The organism is Vibrio gelatinilyticus (assembly GCF_022836845.1).
Taxonomy (GTDB): Bacteria; Pseudomonadota; Gammaproteobacteria; order Enterobacterales; family Vibrionaceae; genus Vibrio; species Vibrio gelatinilyticus.
Genome location: NZ_JAJNNZ010000008.1, coordinates 149,315 through 171,351, shown reverse-complemented (window position 1 = coordinate 171,351; position 22,037 = coordinate 149,315). Strand labels below are relative to the sequence as shown.

The 22,037-nt window shown below is 44.3% G+C and carries 21 protein-coding genes; 11 read left to right on the top strand and 10 right to left on the bottom strand.

All coding sequences use genetic code 11. The features are described 5' to 3' along the window. The first annotated feature begins 6 nt into the window (after positions 1 to 6). A complete protein-coding gene (locus LNL84_RS11975) occupies positions 7 to 585 on the top strand; it encodes a thymidine kinase (protein WP_244357652.1) in 579 nt (192 codons plus the stop codon). 63 nt (positions 586 to 648) lie between these two features. Here LNL84_RS11975 and LNL84_RS11970 read toward each other — a convergent pair whose 3' ends face one another. Next, a complete protein-coding gene (locus LNL84_RS11970; protein WP_244357650.1) occupies positions 649 to 1,488 on the bottom strand; it encodes an NAD-dependent epimerase/dehydratase family protein in 840 nt (279 codons plus the stop codon). After that, positions 1,489 to 2,373: a LysR family transcriptional regulator gene (locus tag LNL84_RS11965; protein ID WP_244357648.1), complete on the bottom strand. Its 885-nt coding sequence runs from the start codon at positions 2,371 to 2,373 to the stop codon at positions 1,489 to 1,491. 97 nt (positions 2,374 to 2,470) lie between these two features. Here LNL84_RS11965 and LNL84_RS11960 point away from each other — a divergent pair, with 97 nt between their 5' ends. Further along, positions 2,471 to 2,932, top strand: a complete 462-nt coding sequence (locus LNL84_RS11960) for a PACE efflux transporter (RefSeq protein ID WP_244357646.1) — start codon at positions 2,471 to 2,473, stop codon at positions 2,930 to 2,932. An 88-nt stretch (positions 2,933 to 3,020) separates the two neighbouring features. On the opposite strand, the gene LNL84_RS11955 is transcribed toward LNL84_RS11960, so the two are convergent. Continuing rightward, a complete protein-coding gene (locus LNL84_RS11955) occupies positions 3,021 to 3,260 on the bottom strand; it encodes a TIGR02647 family protein (protein WP_244357644.1) in 240 nt (79 codons plus the stop codon). Positions 3,261 to 3,538: 278 nt separating this feature from the next. On the opposite strand from LNL84_RS11955, the gene LNL84_RS11950 reads away from it, so the two are divergent. Next, positions 3,539 to 4,741, top strand: coding sequence for a hypothetical protein (locus LNL84_RS11950; protein ID WP_244357642.1), 1,203 nt, complete (start codon positions 3,539 to 3,541; stop codon positions 4,739 to 4,741). Positions 4,742 to 5,005: 264 nt separating this feature from the next. Beyond that, positions 5,006 to 5,842: a formate transporter FocA gene (gene focA / locus LNL84_RS11945; RefSeq protein ID WP_244357640.1), complete on the top strand. Its 837-nt coding sequence runs from the start codon at positions 5,006 to 5,008 to the stop codon at positions 5,840 to 5,842. A gap of 300 nt (positions 5,843 to 6,142) precedes the next feature. On the opposite strand, the gene LNL84_RS11940 is transcribed toward focA, so the two are convergent. Continuing rightward, a complete protein-coding gene (locus LNL84_RS11940) occupies positions 6,143 to 6,931 on the bottom strand; it encodes an ABC transporter permease (RefSeq protein WP_244357638.1) in 789 nt (262 codons plus the stop codon). Positions 6,932 to 7,351: 420 nt separating this feature from the next. Here LNL84_RS11940 and torE point away from each other — a divergent pair, with 420 nt between their 5' ends. The 4 genes from torE to LNL84_RS11920 all read left to right on the top strand — a co-directional run bounded on the left by torE (position 7,352) and on the right by LNL84_RS11920 (position 13,080). Next, complete coding sequence (gene torE, locus LNL84_RS11935; RefSeq protein WP_244357636.1) at positions 7,352 to 7,528, top strand: trimethylamine N-oxide reductase system protein TorE; 177 nt, start codon at positions 7,352 to 7,354, stop codon at positions 7,526 to 7,528. A gap of 44 nt (positions 7,529 to 7,572) precedes the next feature. Continuing rightward, entirely contained in the window at positions 7,573 to 8,754 is a 1,182-nt protein-coding gene (gene torC, locus LNL84_RS11930; RefSeq protein ID WP_244357634.1) for a pentaheme c-type cytochrome TorC, read from the top strand. Between the two features lie 24 nt (positions 8,755 to 8,778). Next, on the top strand, positions 8,779 to 11,241 hold the full coding sequence (torA, locus tag LNL84_RS11925) for a trimethylamine-N-oxide reductase TorA (RefSeq protein ID WP_244357632.1): 2,463 nt from the start codon (positions 8,779 to 8,781) through the stop codon (positions 11,239 to 11,241). 99 nt (positions 11,242 to 11,340) lie between these two features. Then, the gene (locus LNL84_RS11920) at positions 11,341 to 13,080 is read left to right on the top strand and encodes a glycoside hydrolase family 36 protein (protein ID WP_244357630.1); all 1,740 of its coding nucleotides are present in this window, start codon (positions 11,341 to 11,343) and stop codon (positions 13,078 to 13,080) included. A 1-nt stretch (position 13,081) separates the two neighbouring features. Here the strand turns inward: LNL84_RS11920 and LNL84_RS11915 are convergent, their stop codons facing one another. Further along, positions 13,082 to 14,305, bottom strand: coding sequence for a putative manganese transporter (locus tag LNL84_RS11915; protein WP_244357627.1), 1,224 nt, complete (start codon positions 14,303 to 14,305; stop codon positions 13,082 to 13,084). Positions 14,306 to 14,515: 210 nt separating this feature from the next. Between LNL84_RS11915 and LNL84_RS11910 the strand changes: the two genes are divergently transcribed. From LNL84_RS11910 to LNL84_RS11900, 3 genes are all read left to right on the top strand, one after another. Then, a complete protein-coding gene (locus LNL84_RS11910; RefSeq protein WP_244357624.1) occupies positions 14,516 to 15,421 on the top strand; it encodes a manganese-dependent inorganic pyrophosphatase in 906 nt (301 codons plus the stop codon). A 122-nt stretch (positions 15,422 to 15,543) separates the two neighbouring features. Then, positions 15,544 to 15,936, top strand: coding sequence for a DUF2750 domain-containing protein (locus tag LNL84_RS11905; protein WP_244357621.1), 393 nt, complete (start codon positions 15,544 to 15,546; stop codon positions 15,934 to 15,936). Positions 15,937 to 16,080: 144 nt separating this feature from the next. After that, entirely contained in the window at positions 16,081 to 16,641 is a 561-nt protein-coding gene (locus LNL84_RS11900) for a sugar O-acetyltransferase (RefSeq protein WP_244357618.1), read from the top strand. A 68-nt stretch (positions 16,642 to 16,709) separates the two neighbouring features. On the opposite strand, the gene LNL84_RS11895 is transcribed toward LNL84_RS11900, so the two are convergent. From LNL84_RS11895 to LNL84_RS11875, 5 genes are read right to left on the bottom strand one after another with little or no spacing between them, the layout of a single operon-like run. After that, on the bottom strand, positions 16,710 to 17,495 hold the full coding sequence (locus tag LNL84_RS11895; protein ID WP_244357615.1) for a peptide ABC transporter ATP-binding protein: 786 nt from the start codon (positions 17,493 to 17,495) through the stop codon (positions 16,710 to 16,712). After that, the gene (locus LNL84_RS11890; protein WP_244357612.1) at positions 17,492 to 18,487 is read right to left on the bottom strand and encodes a peptide ABC transporter ATP-binding protein; all 996 of its coding nucleotides are present in this window, start codon (positions 18,485 to 18,487) and stop codon (positions 17,492 to 17,494) included. The genes LNL84_RS11895 and LNL84_RS11890 overlap by 4 nt, the downstream gene beginning before the upstream one ends. Continuing rightward, entirely contained in the window at positions 18,487 to 19,374 is an 888-nt protein-coding gene (locus tag LNL84_RS11885) for an ABC transporter permease subunit (protein WP_244357609.1), read from the bottom strand. The genes LNL84_RS11890 and LNL84_RS11885 overlap by 1 nt, the downstream gene beginning before the upstream one ends. Next, on the bottom strand, positions 19,361 to 20,323 hold the full coding sequence (locus tag LNL84_RS11880) for an ABC transporter permease (RefSeq protein WP_244357606.1): 963 nt from the start codon (positions 20,321 to 20,323) through the stop codon (positions 19,361 to 19,363). Before LNL84_RS11880 ends, LNL84_RS11885 begins: the two co-directional genes overlap by 14 nt. Further along, on the bottom strand, positions 20,324 to 21,943 hold the full coding sequence (locus LNL84_RS11875; RefSeq protein WP_244357603.1) for an ABC transporter substrate-binding protein: 1,620 nt from the start codon (positions 21,941 to 21,943) through the stop codon (positions 20,324 to 20,326). It abuts the gene before it with no gap. Between the last annotated feature and the right edge of the window lie 94 nt (positions 21,944 to 22,037).

The following is a 22,037-nucleotide window of genomic DNA, read 5'->3' as shown; positions in this document are numbered from 1 at the left end:
TTCGTTTTGGCTCAAATGTATTTTTATTACTCGGCAATGAACGCCGGTAAATCGACGACTTTACTGCAGTCTTCGTTTAACTATCAAGAACGCGGTATGAACCCGGTTATTTTCACCGCCGCTTTGGATGATCGTTTTGGTGTAGGTAAGGTGAGTTCACGTATTGGTCTGCAATCGGAAGCGCAATTGTTTGGATCTGAATCGAACCTGTTTGATGATATTGCAACGATTCATGCTCAGGAAAAACGTCACTGCGTTTTGATTGACGAGTGCCAGTTCTTGTCAAAAGAGCAAGTTTATCAGTTAACGGAAGTGGTTGATAAGCTCAATATCCCGGTGCTTTGTTATGGCTTGAGAACCGATTTTCTTGGTGAGCTTTTTGAGGGCAGTAAGTACCTGCTTTCTTGGGCAGATAAGCTAGTGGAACTTAAAACCATTTGTCACTGTGGCCGTAAAGCAAATATGGTGATTCGAACTGACGAAAACGGTGTTGCGATTTCGGAAGGTGACCAAGTCGCTATTGGTGGAAACGATAAATACGTTTCAGTTTGTCGCCAACATTACAAAGAAGCGTTGGGTCGCTAAGTTGCGATGCGTCGTAGTAAAAAAAGGAAGCCCAACTGGCTTCCTTTTTTTGTTTTCGATTGTCTATAGAGCATCAAGGGTATGCTGAAATTTAAAATGATAACCTAGAGATTGCAATTTCTCGCTCGATATGACTTTGTCGGGTTTGGAGACAACATTGGGCAACGATGAATCAAGGCCAGCAGCGCGCAATGCCGCTCGATAGAATGTTGCTTTATCACAGGTTGACGGTGTCGTGGCATTGACGATGCAGTTGTTTAACGTGGTGGTGGCAAACATCAATGCGCCGATGGCATCATCCAGGTGCAACATATTGGCAGCAGCCTGGTCACTCACGGAAGAAAGTTTAGTCGCAAAGCGAGAAGGGTGACGATTGGGACCAATAAGGCCACTACAACGTACAATACAATAGTCAAGGGTTGAGCTTCTTACATGCTCTTCTGCCTGCAACATGATTTTGGCTTTTTCACTAAAATGTTCGCTATTGATGGCAATCGGTAAACTGGCCATATCTTCGTTCATGATCTCGGCTTTGTCTGGGTAGACAGTGGTTGAACTGACCATAATGATTTTTTTGACATCAGACGCTTTGGCTACTTCGACAAGTTGTTGCCATTGCTCGCTGTAATCTTCACCTCTACCTTGTCTAAACCCTGGCGGAAAAGCACCGATAATCATGTCGATCATATTGGTTTTTATCAGTTCTTCGATAGCCGCTAACCCCTCAAGAGAACGGTCATTGAGGTCACAAACAGCACCTTGTACCTGATGCTCATCGAGCAATTCGAGACCGTCAGAGGAGGTTTTTGTCGCAATCACATTATAGCCATGGCTTTTTAGCTTGAGACTTAAGGGGAGACCAAGCCAACCTGCGCCAATTAACAAAATATTCGCTTCGTTCATTTACATGCCCTCAAATAGAGATTTAACTAACTCTCTTAACTTCTTATGCGCAAAATCGCTGCTTTTACTTGAGTGTTGTATTAGCTCAACATTGCTGATCGCTGAGATCTTTTCAAACTCGATGGGGACTGGGATCAACGTTCCCTCTTTGAGAGCTTGTTTAGCAAGATAGCAGGGGATGAATGTCCAACCTAGTCCTGCTTTACACCATTCAATAAGCATAGCGTAACTGTCGGAAAACCAGACATCGGGACTTAAGAGTTGGTGCAGGCTACTTTCGTTTGAATTTCTTGAACTTATAACAAGTTGTCTATGCAGTGAAAGTACTTCGATATGAGGTGACACCGCTTGGGCGAGAGGGTGATCCGCGGCAACATAGATATCAAATTCGATGGCACCAACGTTTTCGAAATCAAGTGAAAAGGGTACGCTATATTCGCCAAAAATAAGCCCGGTAGTGGCACGACCCGACTGCACCATTTCGATGATATCTGCTGTCGAAGCCAGCAAACATTCAACTTGAACCCGAGGAACACTCTCGACCAATTTACATATGATCGGAGTGATTTTGTTAAGTGGCAATCCTTCATCGACCGCTAATATGATGGGTTCAAGTTCTTTACGGCTAAGAGAGAACGCCTGCTCACTGAGCCGATTGTGCTGCATAGAAACGGCTCTTGCATAAGGCAGTAGTTTATGTCCGGCGTCATTAAGTGTTGGATAGCGACCTGAGCGATCGAAGAGTTCGATACCGCAGTCGATTTCGAGATTCATTATGTTTTGGCTAACGGCGGATTGCACTTTCCCGAGCTTGCGCGCTGCTGCGGAGAAGGAGCCACAATCTACGGTAGCGATAAAGGCGTCTATTTGCTCAATACTTAACATATCAGTTTAACTTATGGTATCTAGTTACACATAACATAAATATTAACAGATAATCGACGATATAAAACAATCACATCCAGGTTATGTTGGTAACTAAATGAATTTTATAGAGAGAATGTTTCACGCGTTTAGCTTTGAATTGATAGCTCTCGCTATCATTGTGCCTGTTGTATCTTTTTTTTCTGGCACTCAATCGTATGAGCTTGCGGTAGTTGGGATTGGTATGAGTGTGTTTGCTGTGGCATGGAACTATGTCTACAATTTGATGTTTGATCGTTGGTATGGTGCCCGTCGTGAGGAGCGCAGTGCCAAACTCAGAGTATTACACGCGTTGGGTTTTGAAGGCGGTTTGATCTTTTTTACCATCCCATTGATCGCATGGTACCTGCAGGTGGGGCTGCTTGCCGCTGTGGTCATTGAAGGCGGGTTTCTCGTGTTCTTCTTTTTCTACACCACGATCTTCAATTGGCTTTATGACAAATACCAGCCATATCAATGGCTCTTCTCTCGTGGCGCTAATAGTGACAGTGTGAAAGGAGTGCGCGGAAAGAGCGAGTAATTACAAAGTTTAACGATATAAAAAAGGACAGCGTTTAGAATTAACTGTCCTTTTTTGACAATAACTGTTTCAGCGTCGCCTATTGGTGTTATAACTTTGCTGAAAGGACTCGAAGGATCTTATCTGCGTGTTCTGCAACCTCAATACCTTCATCCGTTAAATACCCACCGTCAGGCATTGTGCACAACCCTTTTTCGTAGAGGTATTGCACAGCATTTCTCATATCCTGTGATGCATCTTGATGAACTTTTATGCCGGTTGCGGCGCTACTTAAGTCGAACTGAAGCAGTAGGTTAAGTTGTGAAACGTTTTCGTTAGTGTATTTCATAGACAAACCTCAAAATTGCGTCTTTATGGAATCAACATAAGACGGTTGACGTATTGCTGCAATGAAATATTCAACAAAATGTTAGATTTGACCGCTTTATATTACTAGGAAGAGTACTTTCAGGAAGATTTGTTCAGTAATTAATCAAACAGCACTGGCTGCATGTATTCATTTGGACAAGACCGATGGGCTTGTGGGATATTCTCTGTAATCAGACAAAAAAGCTAGTTACTCTCCATTGATGTCAGTTAGCGTATTCAAAGTTGTGGAGACAAATAGTGCGAAATATTCGTAATGGGGCAATTTTAATTTTAGCGTTGGGGCTCGTTGGCTGCGCGTCTGCGCCATCAAAAACCGACTTGCAAAGCAACTTATCTGCGGAAGCCCTGGCTGAATTTCGCAGCCAGCAGTATCAAGAATTGGCGAAAGTGCATGCTCAGTGGTCAACATCTTTAGAAGGTGTTGAGTTTTTGAAAATCTATGCTCCGGAAAACTATAGGGAGATGATGTCTGCATGGAAAAATGCGCATCAGTTATTTATTGAAGTTCGAAAAGACCCAAGCCAGGTAGACAGCAAGCATTCGGTATTTTCAAGTGATACGTATTCAATCGCTTTTATGGATAGAATCAACACGGTTGAGTATCACTTCAATGCTATCCAAAGGCTAAAAGTTAGGGCTGATAAGATTCTGGGGCCTGCAATCGAAGAGATGGATTATCTGAACTCTTTGAATGCGCGCCAGTATTACCGATACGCCTATGACAGCGCCTATAAAGACTATGAGCGATTGTTTGAGTATCTTGTCGTTGGGGAAGATGAGCAAGCGGCCAGTTCTCAAGAAACGTTTTTGTCTAAAGCGAAAGCATTAGAGGTACGGGTCGTGTTGGCTACTTATGCCGTACCGCTGCAACAAGAAGTTGATGTACTCAGTAAAGCAAAGTATCACGAACTGGCTCCTCTGAGCTTTGGAAGGGTAGAGGGCGAAATTGCGAAGCTGGTACGAATGATCGAGAAAGACCCGCGATCTTTTGCTCTCTTCAAGCAGCAGGTGGATTCTGCTAACTTCGAATTGCGTCGCTTGAACGTTGTGGTTGCTGCGGTCAAAAAGATGATTGATATTGAAAAATCGAAATTTGAGCCAATTGTGTTGCAATCGGAATCGCAGTTGCATGCCATTTCAATCGCGGCGACGGGGAATGACTACCGAGATCAGTCATTAGAGCAGCAATCAGAACGAATAATGGCCGATGTTGAGTCTCTTCGAAACGCTGATGAGGCCAAGCGATTGACAAAAGAAAACACCCTGTTAAAAGAGCGTATTGCTTTGCTCGAGCAACAAACAGAGCAGCAAGCAATAATCGTGTCTCAGACGAGCAGCCATTCAGAGTTGATGAGAGCTCAGATGGATCGTAATGAGGAACAAATCCAAACCCTTGAACGTTTGGTTTCCTCGCTTAAAAAGCAGGCGAAGTCTCAGTAGTATTGCTAAGCTAGGGCAATAGAAAACCCTTATCTAAAAAAGCACCTTTCAAGGTGCTTTTTCTATTTCTGAAATCTAACAAGCCGTATATGGAGACATCTAAATTATATCTTTTATAACAATCGCCTGAGTAGGAACCCTCAAGGTGCTAGGTGATTATTTGTATAACTTGGCTAAATAGATCTTGATTTCATTATTAAATGGAGCGATTATCCGCGCCCTTTCCAATTGTAACTAAATGTTATTGAAGTCATGAACACGAATATGAACCAATTTGATGCGTTACTGCCACCACAAATGGCGGAGCGAGCGGCGGAAGCTGGCGTGGGAAAAGCAACTAAAGATCCGGTGAAGTCTTTTCTACTGGCGATCACTGCTGGCCTTCACATCGGCATTGCGTTTATTTTTTATACAACCATTACGACTGGGGCTGATGCTTTGCCTTGGGGTTTGACCCGTTTTATGGGCGGTTTGGCTTTTAGCCTTGGTTTGGTTTTGGTGATCATCACCGGAGGAGAGCTGTTTACCAGTTCTGTCCTTACCCTGGTCGCACGTGCTAGTGGCAAGATATCTTGGCGCGCTCTCTTTAAAAACTGGGTAGTTGTATATCTAGGAAATATGCTTGGTGCTTTGTTTCTTGTTGGGATTATGCTTACCGCAAAACAGTACATGTTCGATTCTGGTCAGGTAGGGCTTAATACCATCAATATTGCCCAGCACAAACTTCATCATGGCTTTTGGCAAGCCGTAGCATTAGGTGTGATGTGTAATGTACTCGTTTGCATTGCCGTTTGGATGACATTTAGTGGTCGAACACTGACAGATAAGATTGTTGTTATGGTGCTCCCAGTTGCAATGTTTGTTTCTGCAGGGTTTGAGCATTGTATTGCCAATATGTTTCAAGTTCCGATGGCGATTGGGATTAAGAATTTTGCTAGCCCTGAGTTTTGGCAAATGATTGGCCAGTCACCAGCGCAGTTTGCTGATTTGAATGTAATGACTTTTATCATGAATAACTTAATCCCAGTCACTATTGGCAATATCATCGGTGGTGGGATATTTGTTGGTATGTTGTACTGGCTTATCTACTTGCGAGACTAAACCCCGTCACTTGCAGGTAGCCAAATGCTACCGCTATAACAGATGATTATACCTTTACATAGACCATCGCCTTTGCTGCTTAATGTGATCAGCTCGCGATGGTTTTTTTATGTGCCTCTAACGTGTTGTACGCAAAGTAACCAAATTTATCCATAAATCAATTTTGTGATTCTCGTCACCCTTGAATTCAAGGGGAATTCGACTCACATGATAGTAATGTCGGTGGCTGTAGCTCAATTAGATTATCCACATATCCTGTGGATAAGTTGGTTCAAACTAGGTGAGTAACGTTGCAAACGCTTACTTGATAATTGTGATCAGCACCTTACCGTAAGGGGTAATGGCTCTTGCGACAGTAAACTTCAAACAAAAGGAAAGTGAAATGCTCATCATGACAAATATGGCAATCATGATGAGAAGTTGATATTTAATGGCAACAATTGGGCTAGCTCCACCCAATATCTGCCCGGTCATCATACCCGGTAATGAGACAAGTCCCGTCGTTGCCATCGTGGCAATGATTGGAGCCATTGCTTTTTGCAGAGCTGCCTGCAAAAAAGGTAAGGTTGCCAATTTAGGATGGGCGCCAAGCGAGATGGCAGCTTCATATTCCGACCATCGCTCTTCAAGGGAGGTGAAAAAGTGCTGCAGCGCTATGATATTTCCACTCAGGCTGTTGCCTAATAGCATACCAGCTAGGGGTATCACGTATTGGGCGCTGTACAAGGGGGTTGGTTGAACGATCAATAGGCACAGTACAGCGAGTATTGGTAATAGGCCAATACAAAGGGCGAGAGCGACGATTGGGAACAGCAGACGTTTAGTCAGTTGGCTTTTATTGAGTATGGCATTGGAGGCCACTAACACCATAACGATCAGCCAGGCAAGGTTGATCCAGATGTTATTGAGTTCAAATAGGTATTCAAGATAGACCCCAACAAGTAACAGCTGAAACGCCATCCGAAGTAAGCTCACCAGTGCTTCCCCGCCCAAGCCAAGATTGAAGTAGCGGTTAAGTGCAGCCGGTACGATTAACGAAGCGCAAAAAAGCACTAAATAAAACCAAGAAATATCAATGACGTTTTGCATATACAATGACTAATGATGATTCACCAATTGATAATCATACTGCATTCATTATGTTTTTTCAGAAGAATCCCAAATGCGGTATATCACCGTTCCCTAATGAAGTTGAGATGATATTTTTTGGTACAGGAATTCCTTCATTAGCCCGTATTATTCCCGCGTAATTGTTGATTTAACGTTACTTTGTCACATACTTATAACTCTATTAATTTTTCATATCTGTTCACATACTTACACATAAAATGGTAATTAAATACATCTCTGGATGACCTCAAAAAAGTGTTGATTAGTACGGTTTAGTAAGGGGTAAATGATTGAACCATACAATGAGTATGGTTTAACATTTTCCAATAAATAGAGTTAATGAATGAGGGGCTAGTAGGCTTGCTCATGGAAAATACACGATACAAAATAGGCAAATGTATGAGTGATGTTAATAAAGTTGAGAGTGCTGAAAAGCACGGTATGGAGTGGAAATCTTTTTTCTTCATCTGCGCCGTTTTCTTCCCTCTTTTGAGTGTGGCTATCGTTGGTGGTTATGGTTTTATCGTTTGGATGCTCCAGGTCTTCGTATTTGGTCCTCCTGGTATACACGGCTAGTTTTGTAGCCCTTTGTTCAATTACGATATTCAAGAGAGTGAGTCATGAAATCCTTTTTAATTAAACTTTGGCGTACGATTAGCCGCCCAGCTGTGCATATTAGCCTGGGCGTATTGACTGCTGGTGGCTTTATCGCCGGTGTTATTTTTTGGGGTGGTTTTAACACTGCACTAGAAGCCACTAATACCGAAGAGTTCTGTGTCAGTTGTCATACCATGCGAGATAATGTCTACGTAGAGCTACAAGAAACCGTCCACTGGAAAAACCACTCCGGTGTGCGTGCAACCTGCCCAGACTGTCACGTTCCTCATAACTGGACAGATAAAATTGCCCGTAAAATGCAAGCGTCTAAAGAAGTATTTGCGCAAATTTTTGGTGACTTAGATACGCCTGAAAAATTTGAAGAGCGTCGCTTTGAACTTGCTCGTCATGAGTGGGACCGTTTCTCAGCGAACAAATCTTTGGAATGTAAAAACTGTCACAACTACGAATCGATGGACTTCGAGAAGATGTCGCCGACAGCTCGTATTCAGATGAAGTCAGCGGCTGAGCGTGACCAAAGCTGTGTCGATTGTCACAAAGGTATTGCCCATAACCTTCCAAAAGATATGGACAAAGCAAGCGGCATCGTGGGTGACCTAGAACAGATCGCAAACGGCACATCATACTCGAAAGGTACAGAAGTGGTTTCTATTCGTCACCTTCCACTTTATACCAACGAAACGGGTACAACAGAGGCTGGGTTGTTAAGTCCGGCTAGTAAAGTTGAAATCGTGGATGTGAAAGGCGACATGATCAAGGTTGAAATTGATGGCTGGCGTAAAGCTAAGGGCTTTGGTCGAGTGATTCAAGAGGACTTTGGTAAAAACATTTCTACCGCGATTCTGACTCGTGAAGTTTCACAAAGTAGTGATGTGCAAATCGGTAAGAAGAAAGAGGATGAATTGACAGGTCTTCCATGGGAAGAAGTCGCAGTTGACCTATGGATGAAACAAGGCTCAATGGTCTCCGACTTTACTCCAATCTGGGATGCAGCAGGTGAAGCGTATCAAACTAACTGTTCAACATGTCATACACAGCCAGATGTTGCGCACTTTAGCGCTAACGGTTGGGTCGGTATGCTAGACGGAATGATCGCGTTTGTGAACTTCGACACAGATACAGAAGCATTGGTTCTTAAGTATCTACAGAAGCACTCTTCAGATTATTCTGAAGGTCACCACTAAATAGACGTCAATTGGAGTAATAAAATGGCAATTACAAGAAGAAGCTTTCTTAAAGGCATTGCAGGTTCGAGTGCAGCCACGCTGATTGGCCCAAGCTTATTAGCTTCGGCGTCTGCTAGTGCAGCGGAAACCGATGGAGTCTGGAAAACCTCTGGCTCTCACTGGGGCGCGTTTCGCGCCCGTGTGTGGGCGGGTAAAGTTCAGGAAGTAAAACCTCTTGAGGTGGATAAATACCCAACGGACATGTTAAACGGCGTTAAGGGTATTATTTACAGTCCGTCACGTGTTCGTTATCCAATGGTTCGTCTAGATTGGCTTAAAAAACACAAATACGCGGCGGATACTCGCGGTAACAATCGATTTGTACGTGTGACATGGGATGAGGCTCTAGACCTGTTCTACCGTGAGCTAGAACGCGTACAGAAAGATTACGGTCCATGGGCACTACACACAGGTCAAACTGGTTGGCGTCAAACTGGTCAAATGCACAGCTGCACTAACCATATGATGCGCGCGATGGGGCTGCACGGCTACTCGGTTAAAAAAGTGGGTGACTACTCAACGGGTGCTGGTCAGACAATCCTGCCTTACGTGTTAGGTTCTACAGAAGTATACGCACAGGGTACATCTTGGGAATTGATTCTGGAGAATAGTGACAACATTATTCTTTGGGCTAACGATCCGGTTAAAAACCTGCAGGTAGGTTGGACTTGTGAAACTCATGAGTCGTTTGCTTACCTAGAACAGCTGAAAGAGAAAGTCGCTAAGAAAGAGATCAACGTTATTTCGGTTGACCCGGTTAAAAACAAAACTCAGCGTTACCTTGAGAACGATCATATCTATGTTAACCCGCAAACTGATGTGGCGTTTATGCTTGGTATGGCTCATACCTTGTATAAAGAAGAACTGTACGATAAAGAGTTCATCGATACTTATTGCTTGGGTTTTGAAGATTTTATCAAATACGTTCAAGGTGAGAGCAAAGATAAAGTTGAAAAAACGCCAGAATGGGCATCAGAAATCTGTGGTGTTTCAGCTGACAAAATCCGTGAATTTGCACGTATGCTGGTTAAAGGCCGCACTCAAATCATGTTCGGTTGGTGTGTACAGCGCCAGGAACATGGTGAGCAACCCTACTGGATGGGGGCTGTGCTTGCGGCAATGATTGGTCAAATCGGCCTGCCTGGAGGTGGTGTGTCTTATGGTCACCATTACTCTGGGATCGGTGTCTCATCAACAGGCTTTGCAGCTCCGGGCTCATTCCCATTGAACATTGATCAAGGGCAAACGCCAAAGCACACAAATCAAGATTTCAATGGTTACAGCCGCGTTATTCCAGTGGCACGTTGGGTTGACAGTCTTGTTGAGCCGGGTAAGAAGATAAACTCGAACGGTTCCGTTGTGACCCTACCAGATCTTAAGATGATGGTATTCAGCGGCAATAACCCTTGGCATCACCATCAAGACCGCAACAGAATGAAGCAAGCGTTTAAGAAACTGCATACCGTGGTATCTATTGACTTTGCATGGACCGCGACATGTCGTTTCTCAGATATCGTTTTACCTGCCTGTACTCAGTGGGAACGTAATGATATTGATGGTTATGGTGCGTATTCAGGTCGCGGTCTAATAGCGATGCATAAGCTAGTTGATCCTTTGTTCCAGTCTAAAACTGACTTTGACATCATGACCGAGCTTACTCGTCGTTGGGGACGTGCTGATGATTATACTCGAGGCATGTCTGAGATGGAGTGGGTGAAGTCGCTGTATAACAACTGTAAAGATGCCAATAAAGGTAAGTTTGATCTTCCTGAGTTTGAAGAGTTCTGGGAAAAGGGTTTCCTTGACTTTGGTACGGGTAAACCATGGGTTCGTCACGCGAGTTTCCGTGAAGATCCTGAAATCAATGCACTAGGTACGCCTTCTGGCTTTATCGAAATCACCAGCCGTACTATTGGCAATATGGGCTATGAGCATTGTCAAGAGCACCCAATGTGGTTTGAAAAATCTGAGCGCTCTCATGGAGGGCCGGGTTCGGACAAACACCCTTATTGGTTACAGTCTTGTCACCCAGATAAGCGCCTTCACTCTCAGATGTGTGAATCTGAGGAGTACCGTGCAACTTATGCTGTACAAGGTCGTGAACCGATCTATATCAACCCACAGGATGCGAAAGCCAAAGGCATTAAAGATGGCGATTTGGTGAGAGTCTTTAACGACCGTGGCCAACTGCTTGCAGGTGCAGTCGTCACCGATAGCTACGCTTCGGGTGTAGTGCGTATCGAAGAAGGCGCCTGGTATGGGCCTCTAAGTGAGAAGATTGGCGCACTAGATACTTACGGGGATCCAAATACCTTAACTCAAGACATTCCATCGTCCGAGTTGGCCCAGGCTACTTCGGCCAATACCTGTTTAGTCGATTTTGAAAAGTTCACGGGCAAGGTACCACCGGTAACAGCCTTCGGTGGGCCGATAGAAGTGTCCTAACCTCATAGTTTAAGAATAAAACCCATCCTTCAGGATGGGTTTTTTATTATTAACCGTTATAGTAATTAATATTGATGTTGGAAGTCTTGTGAGGTGTTTATGACGGAATATATCCCATTGAAAAGTGGCGTTGATGCCTTACTGACTAACCATGATGTTCATTGTGAAGCGAACGGTGAACTATTGAGTTTTGAGTATCGTGGAATTCACCTTGAGCCTATTTCGACTCACTATCCGCTGGTCCAGTTTGAAAATCAAGTTGAGGTTGATGCTAGCCTCATTGGTGACGGATTTCAGATGTTATGTCAGACAGCCGGTACTCCAGAAAAGCTAAAGGACATTGGTCGTTGCCCTGATAACAATCTCAGTTATCGGATTTATCCCAATAAGGCGCCAAAACGATTTTACAATTACCTCGTGATAGAGCAGTCCACCGGATTTCAACTTTTTGGCTTTACCAGTTGCCATCGGTTTGCGGGCTATTTTGAACTACACCGGGGCCGTATCGGTACTGACATACTGGCCTATATCGATGGTGAAAACAGTGAACCGCAGCATTGGGCGAGTAATCGACTTGAATCCATAGCGGTCATCAAAGGAACAACGCTGGAAAGTGTGTATCTTCAATATAGTGAATTGATAGCCCAGTCTCATCCGGTTAGAAAAGGCGTGCAGCAACCAGTTCCGATTGGTTGGTGCTCTTGGTATGCATATTACGCTGATGTCACAGAGCAGCTTATTAAAGATAACCTGAGATGTATGCAGCAAGAGTTGCCCGAGCTTGAGTGGGTATTATTAGACGATGGCTATCAAGCGTATATGGGAGACTGGCTAACACCCTCTGATAAGTTCCCGGGTGGGGTAAAATCACTGATCCAAAACATTCGTGAGAGAGGTAAAAAGCCAGCAATTTGGTTGGCCCCATTTATTGCTCAAGCTGAATCCGAAGTCTTTCAGCAGCATCCAGATTGGTTTTTGCGCGATTCTCAAGGTCATCCCCTTAAAGCCGAAGAGGTGACTTATGGAGGTTGGCGCTGTACACCTTGGTATGTGTTGGATGCCTCTAATCCAGAAGTCATCGCTCATCTCACTCACTTTGTCAGTGTTATGCGTAACGAGTGGGGGGTTGAGATGTTTAAACTTGATGCCAATTATTGGGGGACTTTGAAAGGTGTTCGCCAAAAAGAGGGTATCACAGGTGTAGAAGCATACCGAATGGGAATGGAGGCCATAATAGAAGGGGCAGGAGACGCGCTAATTTTGGGCTGCAATGCGCCAATGTGGCCATCTTTAGGGTTAGTTGATGCCATGCGCGTGTCCGACGACGTTGAAAGGGATACTCAGCGCTTTGAACAGATCGCAAAAGAGACGTTTTATCGAAGTTGGCAGCACCAAAAATTGTGGCTCATTGATCCTGATTGCGCGACTTTTACATCATTGGCCAATCAAGCAACGGAACGTGCAAGTTACGAATTTCATCGTAATGTTTTGCTCGCCAGTGGGGGGATGTTGTTATCTGGAGACCCACTTCCAGAGTTAACGGGCTTTGCAAAGGAAAGTCTGAAACGTTTGATTGAGCGTCAAAAAGCCACAGGCCGAAGTGCTGAGTTTCATTCATTAAGTTTAAACCATGGATATTTAAAGCTCACTGAGCAAAAACATTTACATTGCCTTTTTCATAGCGATGAAGAGATCAATGAATATACCTTGACCTCTGATTTCGCAAGTGATTGGTACGACTTTTGGACGGGTGAAAAACTTAATGAGGAGCCTACACAGCTTATCGTTGTGCCGATCAACAGAGGTCTCGATAGCCGCGCGATACTATCGGTCATCTGAATCAAAGCTCAAATAGCAAGTAGTAGCCATACCCGGTAATCATTGCTGGCACCGCTGAATACAGTGAGGCAATAAGTGCCGCTTTTGGGGCCAGCGCGATTATCGGGAAAAGTGCGTCGCCATCATTGGATATGGCATTGGCAATCTGAGCTGACATGGGAACAGATCCGCTAAGGTATAGGCTGGTGATCAATAATTGTGGGCCACATCCAGGTAACAGTCCCAGCAGTACTCCCATCATTGGCATGTATGCGCCCCAATCAGATAGCCACAGCTTTAAATCGAGCGATGATACAAGCATCAGTAATTCGAATGCTAGGAACGTTGAAATGACCCAAGCACTGACAAAGTGCGTGTCTTGAGCGGCTTGTTGTATTGGGCTGGCTTTGGGCTGTTTAATATCCTCGCTCACGATACCCTGATAGCTTTTGACTTCATGACTAACACCCCACAACAGCATCATTGTGACGGATAACACAGCACCGAACCAATGGATACTTTGAGAAGGTAAGTTGGCGAGTTGCTCTATGTCTAACTGAAAAGATAATGCGATAGAAATCAACATGGAAGGAATTAGGGTTGCCTTCCAAAACAGTCCCTGACCGTTAATCGCCTTGTTATTTAGTGTTTCGGCCTTGCCTTTACGAACAGCTGCGTTCTGACAACATGTTTGTACTCGTTGAGTAAGGTTTTTAGCCTTTGGGCGCAGAAAGTCGTCATGATGAAAATGATTGACCAGCCAGCCAGAGAGGCAACCAACGACGACGCCACAGGCGATTAGGGCGACACCAGTATCGGGTTCACTAGCTAGCAGAAGAAAAGCGGCGTCGCCCATTGTTGCTGTAAGAACCGCGACAACTGACCCAAATCCCACTTTTCCTGCGATAAATTGGCTTGTGATGACGATAGCACCTCCACATCCGGGCAAGGCTCCAAGCAATGAAGCAACAATAACTTGGTTGCTGCGAGAGCCGTGGTAGTGAGTGAAGAAGTGGTTGTCTTGTGACATTCTATTTTTGATCGAGTGGTAAACGACCAGTGTAAACGCGACATAACATGAGACCGCCCAATAAGCGTCAGATAGAGCATTGAGGGTGGATTGCCGTGTTGTATCGACACACAATAGTGCGATCATGCTTACAGGAAGAATCAGCCGTTTGTATGAAAGTGACAAGTTTGCTAACTCAAAACTATTTAGAGTGGAAATAGATTTTACGTGTGACATAAACCGGCTCAATCGCAAATGAGAATTATTATCAATAATACATGGTTGAGAATAATTCTCAATGGTTTTGGGTTTTTACACGCGTTTTTGACTCAATCGCATTCAAAGCGATGACAAATTCTAAAATTCAGGTAAAGTAAGTGCCTTTGTGAGTAGTGCTGTAAGGACAATGGTCATTGCAGCAATCAATAGAACTTGATAGGAATAAAAATGATTCTAGTTGTCGGTCATAAAAACCCAGACAGTGATAGTATCTGCGGTGCTCTAGTTGCGGCGGAACTTCTTAAGTCTAGAGGTCTTGAAGCTAAGCCTGTTCGTCAAGGTGAAATCAATAGAGAAACACAGCACATCCTTGCGACAGCTGGAGTAGATCAACCTGAATTTCGCGATTCGGTAGCGGGCGAGAAAGTATGGTTAGTGGATTACACCGATCTTGCACAAGCGCCAGATGACATCAATGAAGCAGAAATCTTGGGTATAGTCGATCACCACCGCCTAGGCGACGTGATGACAGTAAACCCACTTGAAGCTTGGATTTGGCCTGTAGGTTGTACGTGTACAATTTTATTTAACCTATTCAAGATGGAACAAGCAGAAATCACCAAGCCTCTCGCGGTTCTAATGATGTCCGCAATTCTTTCTGATACAGTAGGTTTTGCTTCTCCGACGTGCACTCAAAAAGACAAAGATGCAGTTCAAGAGCTTGCGGCTATCGCAGGTATCGAAGATTTAGATGCGTTCATCAAAGCTCTATTGATTGCAAAAACCAACATCGAAGGCCTAACGGCGGCCGAGTTGGTTGAAAAAGACCTGAAAGCCTACCCGTTTAATGGACGTGATGTTGTCGTAGGTCAAGTAGAGCTTGCAACACTTGATCAAGTTGACGGCATGATCGAAGCACTTGAAGCGGACTTAGTACGTCGTTGTACTGAAGACAAGCTGGCGTTTGCTGCTGTGATGTTAACCGACATTACTACGGCTCAAACTCGTTTGATCTATAAAGGTGAGTGGGCTGAAAAACTGGTTAAGCACGAACAAGATGGCCAGTTAATGATGGAAAATACGCTAAGTCGTAAGAAACAAGGTTGGCCTTGGCTTCAAAACGAACTGGTATAACTCTTCGTTAGCCAAAATTTGTTAAGCCCTAGTACTTATTGTTAGTACTAGGGTTTTTTATTGCACTAGAATAATAGAAGTTCATTAGAACGTTTGTTTCCCAACCGATAGGTAGAACAAAAATGACCTCAACCTTAGATCCGCAACAAATCGAACAAATCTCAAATTACGATGGAGAAAAGCGGCTAAAGTACAGCATCAAGGAAATGGTGGCTCAAAGAGAAATTTGGATACTTACCGATGAGCATGGTTGTGTCATGCTAAATACGGAAGACGAAGACTGTGTACCCGTTTGGCCGCATCAAGAGTTTGCTCAGGCCTGGGCAACGGGCGAGTGGGAAGAGTGTAAGCCTGAAGCTATTTCGCTGAACAAATGGCATAGTCGCTGGAGCTATGGCTTAGAAGAAGACGAATTGTCTGTGGTCGTTTTTCCAAATCAAAATGAAGAAGGCGTTATTCTTTTTCCTGATGAATTTGATTTTGAATTAAAAAAGCAAGCCAGTAAGGCACGCTAACTCTTTGAGAACGATTAGCCTGTTTCTCTAACAACAGGCTAGTTTCACTTACCCATGGTATTGTGTTAACCCTGCTCTTTATTTTCCCTATTATCTTTAGTAGGTTATGTTATTTCTTCTACAGTTCGACTGAGGATGTTGTACATGACTGAACTTGAGAAAATGCTCGCAGGGGAAGACTTTGATACCCTTGATAAAAGCATACATGCACTAAGAACAAAAACGTTTTACGCGTTGCAAAAATTCAATTCGACGCCTCCAATGGAAGGTGCGGCCTTGTTTAAAGACATTGTTGGTGAATGTAAAGGGATGTGCGCAGTGATGCCGCCTTTTCACTGCGAGTTTGGTAAAACCATTACCATTGGTGATGGTGTCTTTATTAATATGGGAGTGACCATGTTAGATAATGCGCCCATCACGCTGGGTAACAATATTCTTATTGGCCCGAATACTCAGTTTTACACGCCATCACACCCACTTCACTATAAACCTAGGCGTGATTTTGAGACGACGTGCCTACCGATAACCGTCGAAGACGATGTATGGATAGGTGGTAATGTGGTCATTTGTCAGGGCGTTACTATTGGGGCTCGTTCAGTAGTTGCTGCGGGTTCAGTCGTAACAAAAGATGTACCTGAAGACACCCTAGTTGGAGGCTCTCCTGCTAAGGTAATAAAGCCACTCAACCAGGCTGACAACGAGTAAATGTTACTTATTTCAGAAGTATAACTGGGTCAAAAGGTCGAGGGAGCAAACTGCTCCCTTTGTTACGTTTAGCGATGGATGGGTGCTTTGTTGAAATGGCTTTCGACCATGCGTTGGGTGATATGATGCTGAGGATTGGCCAATACCTCTTGAGTGTCACCGTATTCGACTACTTCACCTTCATGCATCACCATCACTTTGTCGGTAATATGCTTAATGATTCCCAGGTGTTGGGACACATAAACAAACGATAGCCCCATCTCTTCCTGCAGTTCTAGAAACAAGTTGATGATCTGCGAGCGCATTGCCATGTCTAGACCGTTGAGAGCTTCATCGGCCACGATAATGGAAGGCTGAAGGATAAGGGCTCTTGCCAAGTTAACGCGCTGTTTTTGCCCTGTGGCAAGCATTTGCGGATAGTAATGAGCATGTTCTGGTAACAACCCGACTCGCATTAGAGTCGCTTTCACTCGGTTCATTCGAGCTTCAGGAGTCATGTTGGTGTTTCTTTTTAGCGGGCCTTCAAGGATCCTACCAATTTGAATGCGTGGGTTGAGTGACGTGTTCGGGTCTTGGAAAATCATGCGAATCAGCTTACAGCGTGTAGAGTAATCTTTATGCTCTAAACGCTCTCCATTGACTCTAATTTCACCGGATGTAGGCTCCACAACACCAGAAAGCATTCTCGCGAGGGTCGATTTCCCTGAGCCATTCTGTCCAATAAAACCAATGGTTTGTCCCGCTTCCAAACTAAAACTCACTGGTTTTACAGCATGTTGCACTTTGCGCTTAAATAGTTTGGAGCGCGTCGTGAAATCTTTGGCAAGATTGTTTACCTCGAGTAACGCACTCATTTATTTTTCTCCATATTAAGCGGAAAGTGGCAGCTAAATTTGTGATTTTTAATACGTCTAGCCCGTGGTATCTCGACGCACTGGCGCTGCGCATATGGACATCTTGGCCCAAGTCGGCAGCCTATTGGTAAGTGCTGCAGTGGGGGGATTGATCCTGGAAGTGACTGGAGTTTCTCTTTATGTGGGATCCAATCATTGAAGTCTGGCATCGCTCTTAACAAGGCAACCGTATAAGGGTGCTTTGGTGCTTGGAGAATTTTTTGGGTATCAGCAGATTCAACAGACTGACCGCAATACATGACCGTAATACGATTGGCCCATTGAGTGATGGTTGTTAAATCATGGCCGATCAATATGATAGTGGTATTGTTGAGCTGATTCATTCGGCTAAGCAGACGCAGGATTTGGGATTGAGTGATTGGATCCAAATCATTTGTAGGCTCATCTGCAATCAATAGTCTAGGCTTCGTGGCAATGGCCATCGATATCATGATCTTTTGGCATTCACCATCTGTTAGCTCGTGAGGATAGCTATTCATGACTCGGGTATGCTCTTTGATACCCACTTTATGCAGTAGGGCAATAGCTTGCTTTTTACGCCATTTGAATCGCTCCCACCATTTTCCGGTAAAAGATCGAGATGGTATCGATTCAATGAGCTGCTTGCCAACTTCTTCAGACGGGTCAAGACAGGTCGATGGCTCTTGAAATATCATAGCGACGTCACGAGCAATAACCCGACGGCGCTCTTTTGGGGTCAGTTGCAATAGGTCGATGTTTCCGAGTCGCATGCGGTCTGCAGACACTCGCCAATTGTCCTTACATACGCCAACAATCGCTTTAGCGACCAAACTCTTACCGGAGCCAGACTCACCAACCAAACCACGAATCTCCCCGTCATTGATGGTAAAGCTCATCTTATCGACGGCTTTAACCATCCCCTGTGGAGTTTCAATTTCTATGGTTAAGTGTCGGATATCTAATACTGGCATTATTCGGTTCCTGCATTTAGCGCGCTACGAACGCCTTCACCGACAATATTGACGACAACAACGGTAAAGAGTATTGCGAGACCTGGAAGGATCACTGTCCAAGGAGCAAGATAGAGAAGCTCCGCAGCATCGGCAAGAATTGCTCCCCACTCACTGCTTGAAGCTTGAGCCCCTAGGCCAAGAAATCCAAGAGCAGTGATGTCTAAAATCGCAATGGAAAGCGCAAACGTGAACTCAGCGGCAATCACGGTGAGAATGTTGGGTAATATTGAGTTCCAGAGTAAATAAAAGTCGTTCGCTCCGTCTAGCCGTGCTGCCATGATGTAGTCTTTTTCCACTTCGGTATGAACTGCCACATAAACGGAGCGGATAAAACGTGGGATCAGCGCCAAGCAAATCGCCAACAAAATATTGAATTCGCCAGTCCCTAAAAAAGCAACGAAGATAATTGCCAGCAGCAGCGAAGGGATCGACATAACTGTGTCGAGCAAGTGATTGAGCGTGCTCGACAATAAGCCTTTAGTCATTCCCGCTAGCACCCCAATCAAGCATCCAATCAACGCTGAAATGGAGGTGATAATAATCGCAGCACCAAAAGAGAGCCTTGAGCCATCAAGGATTCTAGAAAGAATATCCCGCCCTAGATCGTCGGTACCAAAAAAGAAATCGACAGTGCCTTTTGGATCCCATGACGGTGGAATCAATAGATTTGAACTTTGAGCCATTGGCTCGTAGGGCGTTAACCACGGCGATAATATGGTGAGGAGTAAAATAAATCCTAAACACCAAAGGCCGAACATAGAAAGGCTATTTGAGCGGAAACTGCGTCCAAATCGTTCCCATTGACCGGGGATATGTTCTTCCTGATAGACGTTATCGACTAGCATACCATTCCTTCCTTACCAATGGATTGATCATCGCGCCAACAAGATCTGAAACAATGCTCGCCGCAAGCACAATCGTCGCCACGACAATAACGCCAGCCTGAATTGAAGCATAATCTTGGTTAGACAGTGCATCAAGTAGCCAACGACCGATACCGGGCCAGTTAAAAATCGACTCTGTCATGATCGCCAGAGTGAGCATACTTGACAATTGAACACCCAGCTTCGGGATGATAGGGGGGATCGCGTTTCTCAGTACATGCTCAATAACGATTTCGTAATTGGACAAACCTTTTATTCGAGCCGCTCGGATATAGTTTTTACTCATCACCTCTGTTACTGAGGTCCTCATCATGCGAATGACCTGCATTGTTGGCGCCAAAGCCAAAACCAAACACGGCAATATCATATGCTCAATAACACTTTGCAAAGCTTTTGCTCGATATGGTCCCTCTGTTAAATAGGCATCAATCAGCGCAAACCCCGTGAGATGGTCAATTTCATACAACAAGTCGTAGCGCCCAGCGACAGGAAACCACTGAAAATTCAGTGAAAAATACATAATCATCAGTAACGCAATCCAGAATAGTGGTGCTGCGTAGCCAACCATGGAAGTAAACGAAATAATGGTATCAAGCCATTTGCCTTGCTTCATCCCAGCCAAAGTTCCAGCAGGAATGCCAATGACGACGGATAAGGTGAATGCAACCAGGCAGAGTTCTAACGTCGCTGGGAGTACAGCAGAAAGCTCTTGTGCAATAGGGACACCATCTTTGGTCAGCCCAAAATTAAGATGAGAAAGTTGTTGTAAATAGGCTAACCATCCAGTGAAAAAAGGCTGGCTGGTCCATACCGAGTCTGGCTCTAAGCGTAACAAAGAGAACCCAACCATGGTTAGCATTAACAATGTAATGATAAATAAATTGAATCGTCTGACAGAATACCAAAACATCTATTCGATCCTCTCTACTTCGTCAAATGGTTGAGCATTAAAAGGGCTGGTTTTGAAGCCCTTGAGCGACTTACTGTGCGCCTGGAATTTTTGGCCATGAGCAATAGGGATCACTGGCATTTCGGCGTTGAGGACGTTTTGCGCTTGTCGATACAAATTTAAACGATACCTGACTTCGCTCACCTCTAAAGCTAAATCCAAAAGGAAGTCAAAGTCAGAATTACACCACATCGATAAGTTGAGGCCTACTTTTTCAGATGAGCACGAAAGGAGCGGCCTTAAGTAGTTATCAGGATCGCCAGTATTACCTGTCCACCCGGTCAGTAATAGATCGACATTTTCAATGTTTGATAGTTCGGTTCTATCGACTCGTTCATCGGTAAGAATATTTAACTTTACGCCAATGTCGGCGAAATTTGCTTGAATGAGCTCTGCAGTTTTACGTGGGCTAGGGTTATATACGCGAGCCTCCAGCGGAACAGACATTGTCAATTCTAAGCCATCGGCGTAGCCAGCCTCTCTTAACAAAGCCATGGCATAGTTTCTATCGTATCTAACTTGAATGGGATCTTTTTGATGGGCCCAAGAACTTGGTGGCAATAAAGAGTAGGCCTTTTGACCGGTACCGTAATATACCGCTTCCAAGATCGAGTCTCGATTAATCGCTAAATTCAGTGCTTTTCGCACACGAGCATCGCTCAACGCACTGTGGCCTGTGTTGATCGCGATAAACGATACGTTCATTGCAGGTTTTGCTTTTAGTTCAATCGATTTCTCGTTTTGAATGACAGGGATTTGGCTAGAGATAGGGGAGTTAAGCACATCACACTCTTCTCGTAGCAACTTAGCCAATGCGCCAGCACCGCGATGTGAAATGTCAAACACAACTTGCGCCATTTTTACATCGTTTCGCCAATAATCAGGATTACGCTTTAAGCGTACTAAATCAGAGACTTGATATTCATCTAAGTAAAAAGGCCCCGTCCCTACTGGATGAGTATCAATTTGAATTTTATTGTCTTTAAATAGTAGTTGCCCAGCGTATTCCGCTGAATGGATGGGGGCGTGAGCCGTAGAAATGTTGGAGATAAATGAGTTATCAGGTTTGGTCAGGGTAAATTGTACTGTCTGATCATCAAGAGCAACGATATCTTTCACTAACTTACCAAAAGAGATCCCAGCAAACCATGGGTAAACGCTGTCGCTAACACTATGAAATGGGTTTTCTGGGTCGATAATTCGCTTAAAACTAAATACCACGTCTGTTGCAGTGAGTTTTCGCGTTGGGGTAAACCAGGCGGTGGTTTGAAAGTGAACATCTTCTCTTAACTTGAATGTGTATTGGGTGCCTTTTTCGTTAACACTCCATTGCGTTGCGATATTGGGTACTGGTTGGTGGCTATTGGGATCGAGTGTCAGCAAAGTATCGAATATTTGCGGAGCAATAGACTCGACAGTAATGCCACTGTCGACAAGTTGCGGATTAAAGGTGCTCGGTCGCCCTTGATCACAAAAGACAAAACCGTCTTTACGTATATCTGAGTGATCCACTTTATCTCCGCAGCCAGACAGGAAGGCAAGGCCGGTAAGAGCTATGGTAATTTGGAATAGTGCCTTCATAGTGCCGCTAACTTTTATTAAGAGAAGGGGAATTTGTCTTATGATCCGCATAATCTAACATTTTTTAATTCCTCACACCAAGCAATGTCATCAC